Annotated in this window: 18 protein-coding genes; 3 read left to right on the forward strand and 15 right to left on the reverse strand. The window is 38.6% G+C overall.

What is annotated here, in order from left to right; translation table 11 throughout:
- Positions 1-129 precede the first annotated feature (129 nt).
- From IHV10_RS15945 to IHV10_RS15970, 6 genes are all read right to left on the reverse strand, one after another.
- On the reverse strand, positions 130-1227 hold the full coding sequence (locus tag IHV10_RS15945; protein WP_191751972.1) for a nicotinate phosphoribosyltransferase: 1098 nt from the start codon (positions 1225-1227) through the stop codon (positions 130-132).
- 342 nt (positions 1228-1569) lie between these two features.
- Complete coding sequence (locus tag IHV10_RS15950; protein WP_197131695.1) at positions 1570-4272, reverse strand: DNA translocase FtsK; 2703 nt, start codon at positions 4270-4272, stop codon at positions 1570-1572.
- A 143-nt stretch (positions 4273-4415) separates the two neighbouring features.
- Positions 4416-5231, reverse strand: coding sequence for a DUF1444 family protein (locus IHV10_RS15955; RefSeq protein ID WP_197131699.1), 816 nt, complete (start codon positions 5229-5231; stop codon positions 4416-4418).
- 71 nt (positions 5232-5302) lie between these two features.
- Positions 5303-5728, reverse strand: a complete 426-nt coding sequence (queF, locus tag IHV10_RS15960) for a preQ(1) synthase (protein ID WP_066396893.1) — start codon at positions 5726-5728, stop codon at positions 5303-5305.
- Between the two features lie 63 nt (positions 5729-5791).
- Positions 5792-6118: a thioredoxin family protein gene (locus tag IHV10_RS15965; RefSeq protein ID WP_197131701.1), complete on the reverse strand. Its 327-nt coding sequence runs from the start codon at positions 6116-6118 to the stop codon at positions 5792-5794.
- 13 nt (positions 6119-6131) lie between these two features.
- The gene (locus IHV10_RS15970) at positions 6132-7139 is read right to left on the reverse strand and encodes a PTS transporter subunit IIC (protein WP_197131703.1); all 1008 of its coding nucleotides are present in this window, start codon (positions 7137-7139) and stop codon (positions 6132-6134) included.
- Between the two features lie 171 nt (positions 7140-7310).
- On the opposite strand from IHV10_RS15970, the gene IHV10_RS15975 reads away from it, so the two are divergent.
- Positions 7311-9494 carry a methyl-accepting chemotaxis protein gene (locus tag IHV10_RS15975; RefSeq protein WP_197131705.1) on the forward strand — a complete coding sequence of 728 codons (2184 nt, stop codon included), beginning with the start codon at positions 7311-7313 and terminating at the stop codon, positions 9492-9494.
- Between the two features lie 30 nt (positions 9495-9524).
- On the opposite strand, the gene mltG is transcribed toward IHV10_RS15975, so the two are convergent.
- From mltG to queD, 6 genes are all read right to left on the reverse strand, one after another.
- Positions 9525-10550: an endolytic transglycosylase MltG gene (mltG, locus tag IHV10_RS15980; protein WP_197131707.1), complete on the reverse strand. Its 1026-nt coding sequence runs from the start codon at positions 10548-10550 to the stop codon at positions 9525-9527.
- 146 nt (positions 10551-10696) lie between these two features.
- The gene (locus IHV10_RS15985; protein ID WP_197131709.1) at positions 10697-11209 is read right to left on the reverse strand and encodes a DUF84 family protein; all 513 of its coding nucleotides are present in this window, start codon (positions 11207-11209) and stop codon (positions 10697-10699) included.
- Positions 11210-11222: 13 nt separating this feature from the next.
- A complete protein-coding gene (locus IHV10_RS15990) occupies positions 11223-12293 on the reverse strand; it encodes a M42 family metallopeptidase (RefSeq protein WP_197131711.1) in 1071 nt (356 codons plus the stop codon).
- 84 nt (positions 12294-12377) lie between these two features.
- Positions 12378-13049, reverse strand: a complete 672-nt coding sequence (gene queC / locus IHV10_RS15995) for a 7-cyano-7-deazaguanine synthase QueC (protein ID WP_197131713.1) — start codon at positions 13047-13049, stop codon at positions 12378-12380.
- 2 nt (positions 13050-13051) lie between these two features.
- A complete protein-coding gene (locus IHV10_RS16000) occupies positions 13052-13777 on the reverse strand; it encodes a 7-carboxy-7-deazaguanine synthase QueE (RefSeq protein ID WP_197131715.1) in 726 nt (241 codons plus the stop codon).
- Positions 13767-14249 (reverse strand): 6-carboxytetrahydropterin synthase QueD, encoded by a 483-nt coding sequence (queD, locus tag IHV10_RS16005; RefSeq protein WP_197131718.1) that lies wholly within the window; start codon positions 14247-14249, stop codon positions 13767-13769. Before queD ends, IHV10_RS16000 begins: the two co-directional genes overlap by 11 nt.
- 246 nt (positions 14250-14495) lie before the next feature.
- On the opposite strand from queD, the gene IHV10_RS16010 reads away from it, so the two are divergent.
- The gene (locus IHV10_RS16010) at positions 14496-14804 is read left to right on the forward strand and encodes a PepSY domain-containing protein (protein WP_197131720.1); all 309 of its coding nucleotides are present in this window, start codon (positions 14496-14498) and stop codon (positions 14802-14804) included.
- Positions 14805-15058: 254 nt separating this feature from the next.
- Here IHV10_RS16010 and IHV10_RS16015 read toward each other — a convergent pair whose 3' ends face one another.
- The 3 genes from IHV10_RS16015 to trmB all read right to left on the reverse strand — a co-directional run bounded on the left by IHV10_RS16015 (position 15059) and on the right by trmB (position 17305).
- On the reverse strand, positions 15059-15595 hold the full coding sequence (locus tag IHV10_RS16015) for a hypothetical protein (protein WP_197131722.1): 537 nt from the start codon (positions 15593-15595) through the stop codon (positions 15059-15061).
- Between the two features lie 129 nt (positions 15596-15724).
- Positions 15725-16567, reverse strand: coding sequence for a YtnP family quorum-quenching lactonase (locus tag IHV10_RS16020; protein WP_197131724.1), 843 nt, complete (start codon positions 16565-16567; stop codon positions 15725-15727).
- Positions 16568-16663: 96 nt separating this feature from the next.
- Positions 16664-17305, reverse strand: coding sequence for a tRNA (guanosine(46)-N7)-methyltransferase TrmB (gene trmB / locus IHV10_RS16025; RefSeq protein WP_197131726.1), 642 nt, complete (start codon positions 17303-17305; stop codon positions 16664-16666).
- A gap of 119 nt (positions 17306-17424) precedes the next feature.
- Here trmB and IHV10_RS16030 point away from each other — a divergent pair, with 119 nt between their 5' ends.
- The gene (locus IHV10_RS16030; RefSeq protein ID WP_186320458.1) at positions 17425-17709 is read left to right on the forward strand and encodes a YtzH-like family protein; all 285 of its coding nucleotides are present in this window, start codon (positions 17425-17427) and stop codon (positions 17707-17709) included.
- Positions 17710-17746: the final 37 nt, after the last annotated feature.

The following is a 17746-nucleotide window of genomic DNA, read 5'->3' on the forward strand; positions in this document are numbered from 1 at the left end:
AGGCTTGATTCGGAATACTTGAACCATTATATCAAAGTTGTTGTCCTATCACCATGATAGACAAATGATAAAAGTCTAATAGACCTTTTTATCTATTTTTACCCAACTTCTCCAAAATAATGATATCTGTTATTCCACTAACTCTAGTCTTGGATTATGGCGATAGATTCTTCCAGCTTTTGCTTGATGCTGTTCGTTCATCATAACGTTATCACCGGTAAATCCAATATTAATCTTTAATAGATTGCTGCCTACCCCGTAAATATCTACAGGTACTTTTTGTTCTTCAAACTGCTCGATTCTTTCTTTCTTGAACCCACCGCTAACAACGATTTTGACATGTTGGTAGCCTTCTTCATCCAGCGCTTTTCGGAGTGCAAAGATCAATTCTGGATTGACGCCTCTAGGGTCAAACGAACCTAACACATCAGGATTTCTAAAGAAATATTGATCGACCATCGTTCGCGAAGTATCAACCCTTACCCCTTTTAAAGTCTCTCCAAACTCTCTTGCTACTTTTAAGGCATCTGTTATCACATCATTGTTATAGTCAACGAGTGAGATAAGGTCGTCTTCAGGGTATTTTGCATGATAAGCTTTCGTAGCTTCCACTATGTCACCATTGAAAATTTGAATGAGGGCATGTGGCATCGTGCCCATTCCTTTTTTGCCCCACCATTCATTCATCGCATGTGTAGCCTGTGCAGTTGAGCCGCCAATATAAGATGCATAACCATCTCCTGCTTGCTGTGCAAAATGATCATCTCGGTCTCCCATAAAGATGACCGGTTTCTGTACGCCCGATTTGCTAGCAGCTTTCACAACATTATAAACATTCGTTGCAACCGACGTTCTTCTGGCTAGTATTCCATCTATCATACCTTCTAAGAACCCAAAGTTTTGGTAAGGTCCCTTAATCGTTAACACCGTTTCAAACGGAGAGATTTTGTCTCCATCTTTTAGAGAATGGATCTCTAAAGAATCAACATCTTTAGCAAACGTTTTAATAAGAGCGATCGCTTCATCCGAACCGCACAGAACGGCATCACTCTTTTGAAAGAACTGCATGGTTACGATATTATCTGGTTTAAATGATTCTACAATCTCACACGTTTTTAGAAAATAAACAGCAGAGAACCAGCCTTCTCTGATCCGTTCATCAAATTTAAATGTTTTATTTGTGAGCCGCTTGATCTTACCTTGCAGCTTTAATTCTATCTCTTTCATTAAATTACTCCTCATGACTTATTCCAAGGTATAAAAGAAAGGGAACTATTCCCCACACTATAATAGCGAACAAGGCACAATAACTCAAGAAAATCATTTAATAGAGAATTTTAGAGAGCAACCAGAAAGTGAAATAAATGAATAATCGGTCAAATTTGCCGATATAAAAGCAATTTTGCTGATAAAAGATATTTCCCGCCGATATAATCGGTTTCTTGCCGATATATCTTTATTCTTGCCGATATCCTTACTTTCTACCAAAGTGTGAACTTCACCACTCTGCTTACAAAAGAAGAGCTGATGTAAGGCGTCCCTTACAATCAGCTCTTTCTGATTACTTCATTACTCTACACCACTATATAGACGATTCTCTAGTTCTTCTTGTGTAAGAAGAACATGTCTTGGCTTACTTCCCATCGTTTCAGAGACGAGGCCGAAGCTTTCCATCATATCTACTAATCTTGCTGCACGGTTGTAACCAATTCTAAATCTACGCTGCAAGCTAGAAGAGGATGCTGCACCTACTTCGATTACATAGTAACAAGCTTCTTCAAAGAGTTCGTCTTCTACTTCTGTTGTTTGCTGATGCTGAATCAGTTCTTCACGAGTAAAAAGATATTCCGTCTGATATTCTTCTTTTACGTAACGTGTCACTTCTTCAATTTCTTCATCAGATACGAACGTTCCTTGAATACGAACCGCTTTGTTCGAGCCGTTCTCCATAAAGAGCATATCGCCTCGCCCTAATAACCGTTCTGCACCACTCATATCTAGAATGGTTCGTGAATCTATCGCGGACGATACAGCGAATGCTGTACGAGTTGGTACATTGGCTTTGATCAGTCCTGTGATAACATCTACTGATGGACGCTGTGTTGCAAGAAGAAGATGGATACCACATGCTCTTGCTTTCTGAGCAATTCGGCAGATCGCTTCTTCAACTTCTTGCGGTGATACCATCATAAGATCTGCCAATTCATCAATGACTACAACAATATATGGCATCTTGTTCTTATAATGCTGCTCTTCTTCCATCTTTTGATTGTAACGTTTGATCTCACGTACACCTGTTTTTGCAAACTCTTCATACCGGCGTTCCATTTCTTCAACCGCCCATTTCAAAGCAGCTGTAGCCTCTTTTGCATCTGTGATAACAGGAGTCACTAGATGCGGGATATGATTGTATGGTGCGAGTTCGACCATTTTAGGATCGACAAGTAACAGTCTGACATCTTCCGGCTTTGCTTTATACAGCAAGCTCACAAGTATAGAATTGATACAAACGCTCTTTCCTGAACCTGTAGCACCTGCTATAAGTCCGTGCGGCATCTTTTGGAGATCTGTTACTACAGGTGCTCCTGAAATGTCTAAACCAAGAGCCACTGTTAAGGAAGAAACTGAATCCTTAAACACATCATCTTCAATGATCTCACGTAAATAAACAGCTCTGCTATGCTGGTTGGGAACTTCTATACCGATTGCATTCTTTCCTGGGATCGGCGCTTCAATTCTTATATCACGAGCAGCGAGGCTAAGTTTTATATCATCTGTAAGGTTTGTAATCTTGTTTACCTTAACGCCTGGAGCGGGTTGAACTTCGAACCTTGTTACGGCAGGGCCTTTTGTCATATGAACTACTTTTGCGTTCACATTAAAGTTATCCAATGTTGATTGAAGTGTAAGCTTTTGTTCGTTTAACCAAAGATCATCATCTTCAAGTGATATCTTCGCTTTATTCAATAATGACATTGGAACAAATAGCTGATTTTTTACAGATTCAGCACTTTGATGAATGTTTAATTCTTTTCTTGCTGTTTGTCTACTTTCTGACTGACGCATTTCTGGATTTGAAACACTGCTTAGTGACTTTCTGTCTTTTTTTAGCATCAGCACATTGAAAGGAACGAATTGACCTCCACTTTTTGGAGCTTCTTTCTTAGGCGGAGTCTGTTCAATTACTACATCTTCTTGTACTTGCTTCTCTGACTTACTTGGGGCTACCTCTTGAACATATTGTGTATCAGGTTTCTCCGCACGTTCATCAGCAGGTTCTGATTCATCAACAGGCTCAATCATTTCATCCTGTTTCTCCACATTTAGCGTGTCAGGTGCAACCTCGTGGTCCTCCTCTGACACATACTCTTGGTGTTCCATAACCATTTCAAGCGACTCATTATGCTCTTCTTCTTCAGATGCTACATCCTGACCCAAGATTATTACTTCATCTTCAACCGGTAATTGTTCTGGTTCAACCATACTTTGATTCGAATCTTGAAATTGAGAAATCTCACGCCGAATCTCTTGTGAATCCATTGTGTCTTCTGTTGTTGCAGCTGGAAGAACTTCTTCAACAGTCTTTAAAAGTTCTTCTGTCACAGAATCCTTCTCAGGTATATCTCTACCGATGAACAAGATACCTTCTGGCTTTCTCTTTCCATACCCGTATACAGGAGAGGGTACATCTGTAGGCGTAAACCTAGATTTCACTTCAGGAGTGGTTTCCTTTTGTTCAGGCTTTACCTGTGCATCATTCTTATTTCTTCTCTCATATCCGTAAACAGGCGACGGAACGTTAGATGCTTTGAATGCTTGACGTTTTGGTTCCTGGCTAAAAGTAGTTGATTTGGCTTGAGTTCTTCTGTTGTCTTTTTGAAGAGATCGTTGCTCACGTACAGTGCGCTCATCTCGGTATGGTTTTTCTTCCCTAACAGGGGCTTTATACTGTTGTGTCTCTTTCTGCTGATATGTATGTCGTTGTACAGGTGGTTTTGCCGTTTTTTCATCCGGGATCACAGGAAAACGAAATGGCGCATTCTCTGGATACTTATGCAGCATTTTCGCAGGATGCTGTATATTTGATTGAGACGGTTTTCTCCCATTGTTTACAAAAGAAACTGACCTCGTCTTTTCTGTACTTTCCTTTTTTTCGGTTGCTTGTTGCTTTTTTACTGGCTCTTGGTTTTGCTTTCTCTCATCCTCATAATAGGAATCATCTTCATTTTCATCGTCAAAAAACGTATTCATTAATTTTTTTATCCAACTCATCTTCTCACCTATTTCTGTTGGTTGTTTCTTTATTGTAGCGAAAATAGAAGAGAAACAATAGTCTAAATATTCATCAATAGCACATGCGTCTAAAAAGATAAGAAATAAAAACCACTAGATGATCTAGCGGCTTTTATTATTAATCAATCTGTTGTTTCTTCTTCTACTGGTCTATTCTTGGCTAAAATAAAGACAGGTTCTAGCTCTTTGTTTTCATACATAAACGGTAAAGCCGTGATCGGTACTCGTCCGTTCATAAAAAATTGCATCGCCATCTGAGCCAAGACATCGTATCCTTGCTTATTTTTGATATCTGCAACAATCAATACATCTTGATGTGGTATGGCAACTGCCATTTCTCCGGTAATGTTTTTCTTCATTTCTTCTAAGAACTGAACATTCAGGATTCTGCTCGCATCGTATCCATCGTTATGGTTTAAAAAGAAGAACGTATTTCCCGCAACTTGGTCTTCTTTATAATCTGTTGATAATCGTTTTACATTGAACTTTGCTGCATCAAGTATTTGAGACTTTTCTACCTCCAACGCCTTCATCTTATTATTCGTTAGAAGTTTGTAGGTTTTGCCTAGGTCTAAAGCATAATAAATCCTCGTCTCTGCTGTATGCTCTTGATAGAACAGTTCTTCTCCTTCTGGTGTTTCTGTAGGAAAGGAAGCAGAACGAATGACTGGGAAGATGCGTGATAGGCTATTCGAACTCTCATCTTCATGGGACGCGGCGTTCAATCCTTCTTCTACGTAGTAAACAAGTTTATTGATAAGCTCATCTTTTTCTTTCGACCAGCGTGCACTGAGCCCACCGAGAGATAAAGAGACCCCTTTACCCGTTATCTTATTCGTAATTCGCAGCGTTTCCTCTTCTCTATCATATGAAAATTCCCGGGTTGGACTCATTAATTTCTCTTGTAAGGTTTTCTTTAGTTTAATGGAACTGCTCATATATGAATCCTCCTTTCCTAAACAACGATTACACGTAACGTGAAAAACCTCCTAATGGAGGTTTTGTTCGTTTACTTGCTGTTCTCTTCTTTATATTCTACTACTACTTCTGTTCCTAGTCCGCCACGTGCGTTCCAGTTTCCAACTACTTTAATATACTTAGGTTTAAGCAGCTTCACGAGATCTTCCAAAATACGATTTGTAGCATGCTCTTGATAGATTCCAACATTACGATATGAAGTTAGATAATACTTCAATGACTTCATTTCTACTAGATCTTCATTTGGAATGTAGCTGATGATGATATCAGCAAAGTCCGGAAGACCTGACCAAGGACATACAGATGTAAATTCAGTCGTAGGAATGGTTACCATTGTATCTTTTCCTACATACTCATATGGAATTGTTTCTAATATATCAACGAGGATTACGTTCTCATCTTGGATGTCAAAACGAATTCCTTCATATTTACTGTGATTTACTTCAACTTTAGCCATTAAAAAAACTTCCCTTCACCTAAAAAAATATCATTTTTCGTTATTATAACATACTCTTTTGACCTATTTTGAAGGAATGTTAAGCTCTTCTAAAAAGGCAACAATCTGCTCTTTTGTTTTTCTCTCTTTATTCACATAACGTCCGATCTCTTCGCCGTCCTTAAATGCTAAAAAGCTCGGTATACCAAAAATATCAAGCGCTTGACAAAGTTCGATCAGTTCATCACGATCCACATAGACAAATTGATAGTTTGAATATTCTTCTTCAATTTCTGGTAGGATCGGCTTAATTACCACACAATCCGGACACCAATCAGCAGAAAAGACAGCTATTGTAACGTCCTTTTTGATTGTTTCTTTAAATTGTTCGATCGATTTGATATTTTCCATTTAGATCGTCTCCTTATTGATTCAGCTTCATATCGCCAAATTTAATATATCCTTTTTTTCTTAACCATTCTGAAAGTATCAGACTAATGATAATGGGTCCTATAAAATGCAAAATAAATATAGCAAGAAACGTTTCAAAGGTAAAGCCCATCGTCCTGAGCGTCATAATTTGCCCTACGAGGCCACTTGTACCCATCCCTGCTCCGGCTGGAATATTCTCCATTTGAAAATAAAGTGTTCCGATGGGTGCTAATAAGATACCGGCAACTGTTGGCGGAATTAAGATATACGGATTTCTTACCACATTTGGAAACTGTAGTTTTGATGTTCCGATTCCTTGGGTAAGCCAGCCTCCAAATCCATTTTCCCGGTATGAACTTGTGGCAAACCCTATCATTTGAGCTGCACATCCAATTGTTGCTGCACCAGCGGCTAGACCCTCTAGGCCAAGCATCATCGCAATTGCGGCAGAAGAAATCGGACCTGTTAGTGCAAAGCCAAGCAATAGAGCTACTAATATCCCCATGATCAACGGTCTCTGATCGGTTGACCACATAACAAGCTGACCAAATGCCTTCATGAATTGATCAATTCCTGGTCCGATAAATGTTGCAATCGTAAAACCTGTAAAGATCGTAACTGCAGGTGTGATTAAAATATCAAACTTCGTTTCTTCAGATACTAGCTTTCCGGTTTCTACAGCAATCAACGCTGCTACATAACAACCCGCAACACTCCCTAGATCCGCTCCTGCTGCACCCGCTATACCTGCTGAAAAGATAACGAGTGGAGGTGCTTTTAATCCGTACGCCACTGCCGTACCGATCACTGGACCCATCAAAGTCATCGCTAACTGTCCCATCTCTGTGAAAAATGGAAGTGAGAGTTGCTCACCAATCGTCTTTAGAATCAGTCCTACGATAAGCGATGCCATCAAACCTAGTGCAAAATATTGAAACCCCGTAATAAAATACGTTTTTGGGGATAGACTTACCCCTTTTTTATTTAAAAAATCCCTCATATGAAATGACTCCTTTTGCTGTTCTGTTAAACATGTCCCCCAAACATTATAACTTGTTTTAAACCCATGTAAAGACAGGTGTAAAGCTAATTAGTTTTACATACAATTCTTTTTACTTTGAAACTTAAAATAATTCAAAAAAGACCGATAAAATGGCAGGGGGGAATTCATATGAACATGTCGATACGAAGAAGAGTGCGACTGATGCTTTTCATCAGTTTAGCCGGAATGGTACTATTACTTGCATTTATTGGATTATTTTTATGGCAGAACACCCAAATGGAAGAGGAAAGAGATCAAGTACAACTAACATTACGTTCTAGTAATGATATTCAAAGTACATTTAATGAAGTGCGTAAACTTGAACAAGAGTATTTAAGAGATCCTAGCACAGATGCTAAAGAAAAAGTTTTAACTTCATTGAATGACTTGCAAAAAGCAACAACTAAAATAGCTAAAGAAACGAACAGTTCTTCAATTAAAGGAATAGAAAAAGACCTGTCTGCTTATCAAACATCGTTTAATTCTGCCACAAGCCTTACTACACAACTTAACTCATTAAAGCAGATGATGACAGAAACATCTAACAACTTTTATGAATCAGTAAAAGCCATGAACGACCAAGCTTTATTGATCACACTGCTGCAGATGCAAACGTATGAAAAAGATGTTCATATTAAGTATGACAGCACGACGGTTGAAAGCTTTAAAGAAAGTGCTCAAACGTTTGATCGTATGTTAGATGAGAAAAACCTGCCTGCTGATCAGTTGTCTACTTTTAAATCAAATTTATTAAAATATACAACCTCTGCAGATACGATCCAATCGATCACAAAAAAGATCGGGGATGATATTTCGACTTTTGAAAAGATCGCTAATGTTGTAGATCAATCAACGAAAGATGCAGAAAGTAACTTGCAGAAGGAAAATGTTGAATTAACGAAAAACCAAAAATCAGTTAAGTTTTGGCTGACGATCAGTTTAATTGGTTTGAGTGTCGTAATCTTATCGATATTAAGTGTGATCGGTGTTTGGCTTCTACGATCGATCCAATCCTCAATTTCGGTACTTAAAGAAGGAGCTGCCATTATTGGTGATGGTGATCTTTCTTACCGTGTAGAGACGAAATCTAAGGATGAAATGGGAGAACTAGCTCAAACCTTTAATCGTATGGCTGAAAAAATGCAAAAATCAATGAACGAAGTAAAAGATGCCGCAGAGAAACTAACGAGTTCATCTCAAAACTTAGCAGCCGTATCAGAAGAAACCACCGCACAAAGTGATGAAGTGACAGAAGCGATCTCTCAAGTAGCTACAGGAGCTCAAAATCAGGCTGATCATCTGCAAGAATGTACACTTTTGCTTTCTGATGTGACTGGATATATTAAAGAAACGGCTTCGATCAGTGACGAGATTGCTTCTGATGCCATTCAAGCTGAAAACGAAGGAAAAGCAGGATCCAATATCGTCCATCAACTAAATACACATTCTGAGAACTTTTTAGAACTTGCTCAAAGTCTTATTTCAGAAATTCAAGACGCGAGCAAACAATCCAAACAGATTCATTCAATCGTTGAAACGATCCAAGAGATAGCAGGAAGCACTGACCTTCTTGCACTTAATGCAGCCATTGAATCCGCAAGAGCTGGTGAAGCTGGTAGGGGCTTTTCCGTTGTTGCCAGTGAAGTTCGAAAACTTGCTGAGCGTTCTAAGAATGAAGCACTAAGAATTCAGCAGCTAGTAAAATCCATGACATATCAAATGGAACTGTTATCAAAAGAAACAGTGCGCTTTGAGCAATATCGTGTTGATCAAGTTGAATCTGTTCAACAGACAGAAAAAGCGTTTTCAAGCATCATTCAAAATGTTTCTCAAATAAATGGAAGAATCTCTCAAGTAAAAAGTGCGATCGGTCGTGTTGAATCCGCTAATGAAAACTTATCTGAAAAGCTCTTTGAAGTGAGTGCGATATCTGAGGAATCCGTTGCTACAAGTGAACAAGTTAGTGCCTCAAGTATTCACCAAAAAGAAGCCATTCACCAAGTAAACATTGCTGCGACAGAACTGCAAGAAATTGCCCTCACTTTGCAAGAAGAAGTAGACCAATTTTCTTTAGGTGAAAGAGAAAATCTAATCACTGATGAAGAGATAGGATTTATCGATACTTACCATGAAGCAGCAGCAACAGTTGATGATAGTGATGCAGAAGAGCATGATGTTCCATACGATGAGTACAGAGAAGAAATTGAAGCAGAGACAGAAGTAACACCTGATCACCATGTTGACGAAGAGGAAATAGAGGAAGATACGGAGTCTGTTCATTCTTTAGATCGTGAAACTAAAAAAGAAGATTAAGTATAAAAACCCGGTGATCACTCGCCGGGTTTAATAATTTCCACTCAATTGAGTATATTTTCTATGTTCTTTATACGTTTTTGAAAAGTAATGACTCCATGTACCATCCTGTTTTGCAACAAAGTAAAAATAGTTATGCTTTTCGGGATCTGCTGCGGCTTTTAATGAAGATAGATCTGGACTAGAAATCGGCCCTGGCGGCAGACCCTTATTGATATACGTATTGTACGGACTATTAATCTTAATGTCTTTTCTTCTTAATGTTGCTTTTGGTTTTTCTAGCAAGTATTGAACGGTAGAGCAGGATTGCAGCTTCTTCTCTTCTTCTAACCTATTCACAAAAACACCAGCGATCCTACGTTTCTCTTCATTCAAAAGAGCTTCTTGCTCAATAATTGAAGCTAATGTTATCATTTCATAAATTGTTTGATCACTTTTAATTGTAATTTTTGTTGTTTCTTCGATCAGTCTTTCAGTCATTTGATGAATAATTTTATCTGCTTTCATTTTCTTCTCAAGATAATAAGTGTCTGGAAAAAGAAGTCCTTCCACAGCAAACTTTGTATCCGATTCTTTTACTTTCTTGTTTATTCCTAATTGCTCTTGTTGATTATCAGTTAATGTATCCCACGATTTTGCTACTTCAAGAAATTGATTTCTATCCACAATTTCCGCTTTGCTTAATCGATCTGCTATCTCTGTAACTGTCAAACCTCCTGGAATGATCACTTCGATGGCTTCTGTTTCATTTTCCAAAGTAGATAGATCTCGCAGAATCTCTTTATACCCTTTTCCTTGTTTAATCGTATGTTCTCCGGCTATAACTTCACTTTTCTTTCCTGTAACTGTTGCATAAACGGTAAATAAAAATGGGCTTTTAATAAATTCGTTTTCTCTTAAATGATCGGATATCGTTTCAAAATCACTGTTTTCTTTTATAACAAAAGCCTTCTCTGCTGTTCCTTCAGGTGGTGAGACTTCATATACGACCCAGCCAACACACAAAGCGATGAGGACAACAAACAAGATCAGTACTCTTTTCGAATATGAGTTCAAAGTTAAAATCCGCCTAACGTTTTTGTTTCTAATTTCCCCTGATTATCTTTATTCATACAAAAAGGCTGTTAGGTAAGGTATACAAACCTTACTAACAACCTTCGATTGAAAAATATACTCTGCAATAGCATCGCGTTTTTAAACTTTTATTTGTTTAAACTGTATATATATTGCCCTAAAAGGATCGTGGAAATATGCAAAAACATCTCACTCCTAGACAGCATGCCACTGGTAAAGACGCCTATCGCTCCATCCTTTTTTCTGATCTCTGGGTCTTTTGTTAAGTCCCCCATCAATGTTCCAAGTTCTTTGCCCTGCTTCAGACCTGCTACGATTACCAATGGAAGTAGAATGCGAGCTCCCGCAGCTGAATAGACGTTCCCATGTTGGTCAGCCACCGCTCCCCAGTTACATAAATACATGCCATCTTCCATCTCCATAACACCACCTTCAAAACCAATGCCGATGTCCGCTCCTTGCTTCACACAATCTCTCGCACGATTGATAGCACCGATCTTGGTTTCCTCATCAGAAAAAGGCTGAGCCGCAACCAGTGAATCAGATGCGTAAGATACGAGTTCAGCATCCTCAAAATGCGTAATAAAAGGATGAGCTGCTTTAATCTTTGCAGGATTAGATGATCCAATTCCAATTTTCATCGTGCGTTCACCCTCAGCTATTTTCTAAGATCGTTCTTAATGTAGATTCATCTGCTGTTTTCACAAGTTTTATAAGCAATTCTTTAGCAGCCGCATAATCGTCAACATGTATCATTGAAGCATGCGTGTGAATATAACGTGAACAGATTCCGATCACCGCAGAAGGTACACCGTTCCCTGAAATATGTACACTGCCAGCATCCGTTCCACCTTGTGAAATAAAATACTGGTAGGGAATCCTATGCGTTTCAGCTGTATCTAGAATATATTCCTTCATTCCACGGTGAGTGACCATCGTTCTGTCTAGAATCCTTAACAACGCACCTTTTCCAAGCTGTCCGAACTCACTTTTATCCCCCATCATGTCATTTGCTGGACTTGCATCTAAAGCGAAAAATAGATCAGGTTGAATTAAGTTAGCTGCTGTTTTGGATCCTCTAAGTCCTACTTCTTCTTGAACCGTAGCACCACTATACAATTCGTTAGGCAACGTTTCATCCTTTAATTCTTTTAATAGTTCAATCGCTAATCCCACACCATAACGATTATCCCATGCTTTAGCCATAATCTTCTTCGGATTGGCCATCGGTGTGAACGGACAGATCGGAACGATTTGCTGCCCGGGTCTTACGCCTAGGTTATGAACTTCTTCATCATTATCTGCACCAATATCTATGTACATATTCTTAATACCCATCGGTCTGTTACGCTGATCGTCGGAAAGAAGATGAGGTGGAGTCGAGCCGATAATACCTGTTATAACATCACCTTTATCCGTATAAATATTTACACGTTGAGCTAAGAGAACTTGGCTCCACCAACCACCTAACTCTTGAAATTTAAGCATACCGTTCTTCGTAACCTTCGTAACCATGAAACCAACTTCATCCATGTGCCCTGCTACCATAATCTTTGGACCATTCCCTTTTTTGACACCAAAGATGCTACCAAGACCATCTTGAATAATTTCATCTGATACAGGTTCGATCTCTTTTCGGACAAACATACGAACATCTCTTTCAAAGCCTGGCGCCCCTGGCAATTCAGTCAATGTTTTAAACAAGTCGAGTGTTTCATTATTCATATAAAAACAACCCCTTCTAATTAGTCACATGTACATTTTTATTGTACACCTAATAAGAAGGGGTTTTCTATACTTATGAACGTTCTAGATTTCGTAAGTGATCGGATCGACTGCTCCTGCTTCTTTAAAACCTTTTAATCGTAAAACACAGCTGTCACATTGACCGCAAGCTGCCTCTTTCCCATTGTAGCAAGAAGTTGTTAGATCATATGGCACTTCAAGAGAAAGACCTTTTTCAATCGTTTCCTTTTTAGATAAAGAGATCAATGGTGTCTCTACTGAAATATTTTTCCCTGTCACACCCGCTTTTGTTGCTAGGTTAATCGTCTCTTCCATGCTCTGAATGAATTCAGGACGACAATCTGGATAGCCGCTAAAATCAACCGCTGAAACGCCGGTATAAACGGCAGTAGCTCCGATAACTTCAGCATAAGCGCTTGCGAGTGATAAGAAAATCATATTTCTAGCAGGCACATACGTTACAGGGATTCCTTCTTCTGCCTCAGTCGGAACATCTACCTTTTCATCAGTAAGGGCACTTCCTCCTATATCTTTTAAGAAGGTGAGATCTACAATTCGATGATCTGCTACATCATAAAATTTACCTACTTCAATCGCTTGTTCAACTTCTCGATTATGGCGTTGTCCATAGTGAAAAGTGATCGGATATAAGTCATATCCTTCCGCCTTTGCGATCCCCATACAAGTTGTGCTATCAAGTCCTCCGCTTAAAACAATAACCGCTTTTTTGTTCATGGTTAGACCCCTCTTTCTTCTGGATGCCAGATCACTTTATGAAGCTGAAGACTGAGCTTTGCATTTGGTAGTGGATTCTCCAACAAAAGTTCAACAAGACGTCTCGGAGGCATACTTTCCCATACCGGACTTACACAGATCTGACCATTTCTGTAATGTTCAGAGACTACTTGTTTCGTTATCTCAAAATCGTTCTCTGACCCCACAACAAATTTGATCTCATCTTGGTGCTGAAGCTCTTTGAAATTCTCCATGTGCATCCGTTCCATCTCACCAGATGCTGGGAGCTTGTAATCCATCACGAATCTCATCTTTTTTTGTAAATCATGGTGAGAGTTGCGCAATTGCTCAAATGGCTGTAGATCGATAGCTCCGTTCGTTTCAATGTGGATATCCACAATATGATCCAAGTCAGCCATAGCTAGAAGCAAGGCAGCTGATTTTTCTCGGTGGATCAAAGGCTCTCCACCTGTAAAACAGATTCGTTGTGAACGAAACGTATTAATCGTATTCACGATCTCTTCAATCGTTGCTTCAAACTCAGGCTTAGCTGGTGCATAACTGTATGTCGTATCACACCATGTACAACGGAGATTACAATGAAAAACACGTACAAATACCGTAGGATACCCAGCTTGTAATCCTTCACCTTCTACCGTCTCAAAAATCTCGACCATAGGAACTTTCCAATGTTTCCAAACGTCTTTAGACGGCAGATTAAACATCATCCTTTTCCACCATCCATTCTCTTTTCATGACAGCATAGCTAGTAGGTGTCTCATACAGCTTTAACTCTTCTAACCTGTGACCTTGTTCACTTAGACCTCTTTCGTTTAGTTCAAGATCAATTTGCTCCCAAATCCAAACCACCATATTTTCTGCAGTCGTATTCATCGGCGGAAGAACTTCATTTAAATATCGGTGATCTAGTTTACTGTCGATTGCTGATTTAAAGATTTCTTTTATCTCTCCAAAATCTACGGCAATACCGATCGAATTCACAAATCCGCTCATTGTGATCACTAGTTTGTATGTGTGACCGTGGAGATTTTTACATTTTCCATCATAGCAATGCAGATGATGAGCCGCATCAAACGTAAACTCTTTGCATACTGCAACCCGCTTATTATGGTACTTTAATTGTTCGCTCTTAATGTCGCGACCAAGTATTTGAACATCTGTTGGAATTTTATAAGTCATTCCAGTTCATCCTTTCGAATGGAGCACGAAAACAAAAAAACTCTGCTAAAAACGCAGAGAGTGTAAATGTTCATTCTTCACGCTCCCTAGTTTTGTTTTAAGAGGGGTGGGAATTTCGAACCCTCCATCTTTATCAAGTGTATCTTATCAAAAAAGCCCAAGAAAAAGAAGGCTTTTCTTTGTTATACTGATAAAGAAGAACCAATATGATTTTTAAAAATGAACTTACACAAGGTGGGAATAGTAATGAATTGGAGAAACCTGATTCTAGCAGGCCTCACAGGTGCTGCAATCGGTTATGTTGTTACAAAGAAGCAAACAGAAACCATCACACCAGAAAAAGCTTTAAAACAATTTAAGGAAAAAGCAAGAGATCATTACACAATCTCTGGAGCCTGGATCATGGTTAACTCAGAAGAAAAGAACGTGCACGGCCTTCCATACTCTGTATATAAGGGTGGCTTTTCAAACTCATCACCTGGAAGGGAAGCCTCGCATTACGAATTCTTAATTGATGCTTCAACTGGAAGTCTGTTAGAGCTCATTCAAAAATAAAGGCTGTTTTCTTAAACTTTATTGCTTTCGGAAATGTTGATTTCCATTCCAGGCTGCTCGCTTTCCACGGTGCAGGCGGTGAGCCACATTCGTACGTTTCACTTTTAAATGTCTCACCTGTCTAGTTGCAGTGGCTAGACCTCGAGGTCAAAAGTTAAATGGTTGTGATGAACAAAATGCCCCTTCAAATCCAAAAACAAACACAAAGTAAAAAAAGCCCTTAGGAAAATTTCCTGAGGGCTTTCTTATGGAGATTAACGATATAATTTTGTTTGATCATAAAGATTGTTATCGATCTTGAATTTCGTAGTAAGATACTGACGCTTTTCCCAAACACCTAAAATCAATAAAGGAACGATGATTAGAAGAAATAATAGTCCTGTTACAACGATCCAATCCATATGAGTTCCAAGATCTGATTCGTGTGCTTTTTTATAATCTTTAATTTGAGAGTTTGCTTTAGCTACTGCTGCTTCAGCCAAAAGTTCGTTTTTGTCAGCATCATAGAACACAACTTCTGTGTGATCGAAGTAAAAAATATTATCTCTAACCGTATCATAGTTAGCAATGGCAACTGTTACTTCTGATGCATCTAGTTCTGAGTCTTGATTTGGGTATGTTTCAATGTCTGTTAATGTTAAAGAACCTTTTTTTAAATCTTTGTGCTTACTTTCAATTCCCTTTTCAATCGTCTTCTTCATTTCATCTGTAGCTTGTTCAGCAGATACGAAAGTACCCATGGATAAAAACAGTGCTAAAACGGTAAAAATGGCAACTAACTGTTTTTTCATTTTCAAATCCCCTCTCATTTTTTACCCTTTAAGATATAAATAAAGTTCATCAATACATGCCTCTCATATTTTAACATATCCTGTCGATTTCGACATTCACTTGAAAATGGAAAATATGTGACGGTTTTTTTACATTTTCGGGGAACGTGGAATTCTTTCTGTCATGTCACCTTTTGCATCCCACTTAACAGCACGACAAATACAATCATGATAAAAGAAATACCATGTGTCAGGCTTTATCCATTTCTGTTTTTGAAAGATGGAAGTCATGGGATAATCATCATAAGCCAGCACCCATAGTGGGTTATGATGTGCATGAGTTGGCATGATGTCACCAATGTGATAGAGCTTTTCACCATTCTCTATCGTTAGCTCAATTAGGGAATGACCATCACTATGCCCGCCCGTATGAACCATTCTTATCCCTTCTAGAACATCTATCTCTTCTTTAAACGTCCTTACTTGATGCTGAATAGGTTCCCAATTTTCTTTCCAATATGTATTCTGAGACCTGATATTTGGATTCTTAAGCTCATTCCACTCTGTTTCAGAAGTATAAATAACAGCGTTTTCAAAAACAGGTACTAACCTATCATCTTCCCATCTGGATAGCCCTGAGGCATGATCAAAATGCATATGTGTCATAAGAATAATATCAATATCAGCTGTTGTTAATCCCTCTTTTTCTAAACTTTTTTCAATAAGCGACTCTTCTGTAACGCCATAATTTCTTTTTTGTTTTTCTGTTAATTTCCCATAACCGATTCCAGACTCAATGAGTATGTTCTTTCCTTCAAAACCTTGAACAAGGATGGGTTCAGTTCTAAGTTCTATTTGATTCTTCTCGTTAACAGGATATTTCCTTTCCCATAGAGCTTTAGGAACGACTCCAAACATAGCACCGCCGTCCATATGTGTGACCCCGCCATCCAACCATGTCAATGTCTTTTTACCAATCTTCCACTGATCCATATTTTTAGTCTCCTTTCTATTTGGATCTCTGTACAAGTGTATCACAAGAAACACAGATCGGATGAAAAGAAAAGACCCAAGCATATGCTTGGATCTTTATGAACGGAATTGTGCTTCCATTCGATAAATTCGATATCCTTTTTCAGAGAATTTCTCTTCATATTCTGTCATAACGTTATCTTCCATATCACTCTTATGAAGATCAAGACTTACTTCGTTAAAGAACATGCCATAAGTTGACATGCTATGAAGTGAATACTCGAACAACCCTTGATTATCCGTCTTAAAATGTATTTCACCCGGCTTTTTTAATACCGTTTCGTATCGTTTCAGAAAACTTTCATGCGTTAATCTTCTTTTAGCATGTTTGGATTTTGGCCAAGGATCTGAAAAGTTGAGGTAAACACGCTCAATTTCTCCCGGCTCAAAGTAATCCAGCAAGTGTGATGCATCTGCTCTAATAAGTTTTACGTTTGGTTTTTCGTCTTCTAGAATACGATCCAATGCAGTAATGATGATACTGTCATAAAGCTCCATCCCTAAATAATTTATAGAAGGATTTTGTTTAGCCATACCATTAACAAACTGTCCTTTACCTGTTCCAACTTCAATATGAATCGGATTGTCATTCCCAAAAAAAGAATGCCACTTCCCTTTCATTTTTTCAGGCTCTACTGAAACGTATTCAGGATGGTCGATTAATTTTTCTTTTGCCCAAGGCTTAAATCTTTGACGCATATTTTCTCCCCACTTTTCACACTTTTATATACGATTTCATTTACCTCATAATAGTTTTAAACGAAGGATATTTTTTAGCATAATCCATAAGCTATGCAATGAAAGGATGTGCAGGAAAAATGCCCTTAAATCACAATGATCAATTGCATATCATAAGAGATCTTCTTCAAGACCATTATACCGATTGTGCTGGTTCACCATCCGAATGTGCTCAATTAGAACGTCTTGCTGCACATTTATTGGAGAACGGCGCAGTTCATGAAGAAGTACGAAACATCTTGTCCAACATTAACGAATATAGTCATACAGGCTTTTCACACCAGCATTTAGAAGAGCATATTACCAATCATCGTCCTCACTTAGAATCATGGATCAACACGATTCAAACACATCATCCATATTAAGACACTATTCCCTAGGAAATAGTGTCAGATGGTCTTA

This window comes from Fictibacillus sp. 5RED26 (genome assembly GCF_015903895.1).
Taxonomy (GTDB): domain Bacteria; phylum Bacillota; class Bacilli; order Bacillales; family Fictibacillaceae; genus Fictibacillus; species Fictibacillus phosphorivorans.

Bases quoted from the DNA above. Each gene is read 5' to 3' on its own strand.
- queF (WP_066396893.1), bottom strand. From the start codon at position 5,728: ATGGCTAAAGTTGAAGTAAATCACAGTAAATATGAAGGAATTCGTTTT.
- IHV10_RS16000 (WP_197131715.1), bottom strand. From the start codon at position 13,777: ATGATGTTTAATCTGCCGTCTAAAGACGTTTGGAAACATTGGAAAGTT.
- IHV10_RS15965 (WP_197131701.1), bottom strand. From the start codon at position 6,118: ATGGAAAATATCAAATCGATCGAACAATTTAAAGAAACAATCAAAAAG.
- IHV10_RS16010 (WP_197131720.1), top strand. From the start codon at position 14,496: ATGAATTGGAGAAACCTGATTCTAGCAGGCCTCACAGGTGCTGCAATC.
- IHV10_RS15990 (WP_197131711.1), bottom strand. From the start codon at position 12,293: ATGAATAATGAAACACTCGACTTGTTTAAAACATTGACTGAATTGCCA.
- queC (WP_197131713.1), bottom strand. From the start codon at position 13,049: ATGAACAAAAAAGCGGTTATTGTTTTAAGCGGAGGACTTGATAGCACA.
- IHV10_RS16030 (WP_186320458.1), top strand. From the start codon at position 17,425: ATGCCCTTAAATCACAATGATCAATTGCATATCATAAGAGATCTTCTT.
- IHV10_RS16020 (WP_197131724.1), bottom strand. From the start codon at position 16,567: ATGGATCAGTGGAAGATTGGTAAAAAGACATTGACATGGTTGGATGGC.
- IHV10_RS15970 (WP_197131703.1), bottom strand. From the start codon at position 7,139: ATGAGGGATTTTTTAAATAAAAAAGGGGTAAGTCTATCCCCAAAAACG.
- IHV10_RS15985 (WP_197131709.1), bottom strand. From the start codon at position 11,209: ATGAAAATTGGAATTGGATCATCTAATCCTGCAAAGATTAAAGCAGCT.
- IHV10_RS15950 (WP_197131695.1), bottom strand. From the start codon at position 4,272: ATGAGTTGGATAAAAAAATTAATGAATACGTTTTTTGACGATGAAAAT.
- IHV10_RS15945 (WP_191751972.1), bottom strand. From the start codon at position 1,227: ATGAAAGAGATAGAATTAAAGCTGCAAGGTAAGATCAAGCGGCTCACA.
- IHV10_RS16015 (WP_197131722.1), bottom strand. From the start codon at position 15,595: ATGAAAAAACAGTTAGTTGCCATTTTTACCGTTTTAGCACTGTTTTTA.
- IHV10_RS15955 (WP_197131699.1), bottom strand. From the start codon at position 5,231: ATGAGCAGTTCCATTAAACTAAAGAAAACCTTACAAGAGAAATTAATG.
- trmB (WP_197131726.1), bottom strand. From the start codon at position 17,305: ATGCGTCAAAGATTTAAGCCTTGGGCAAAAGAAAAATTAATCGACCAT.
- queD (WP_197131718.1), bottom strand. From the start codon at position 14,249: ATGACTTATAAAATTCCAACAGATGTTCAAATACTTGGTCGCGACATT.
- IHV10_RS15975 (WP_197131705.1), top strand. From the start codon at position 7,311: ATGAACATGTCGATACGAAGAAGAGTGCGACTGATGCTTTTCATCAGT.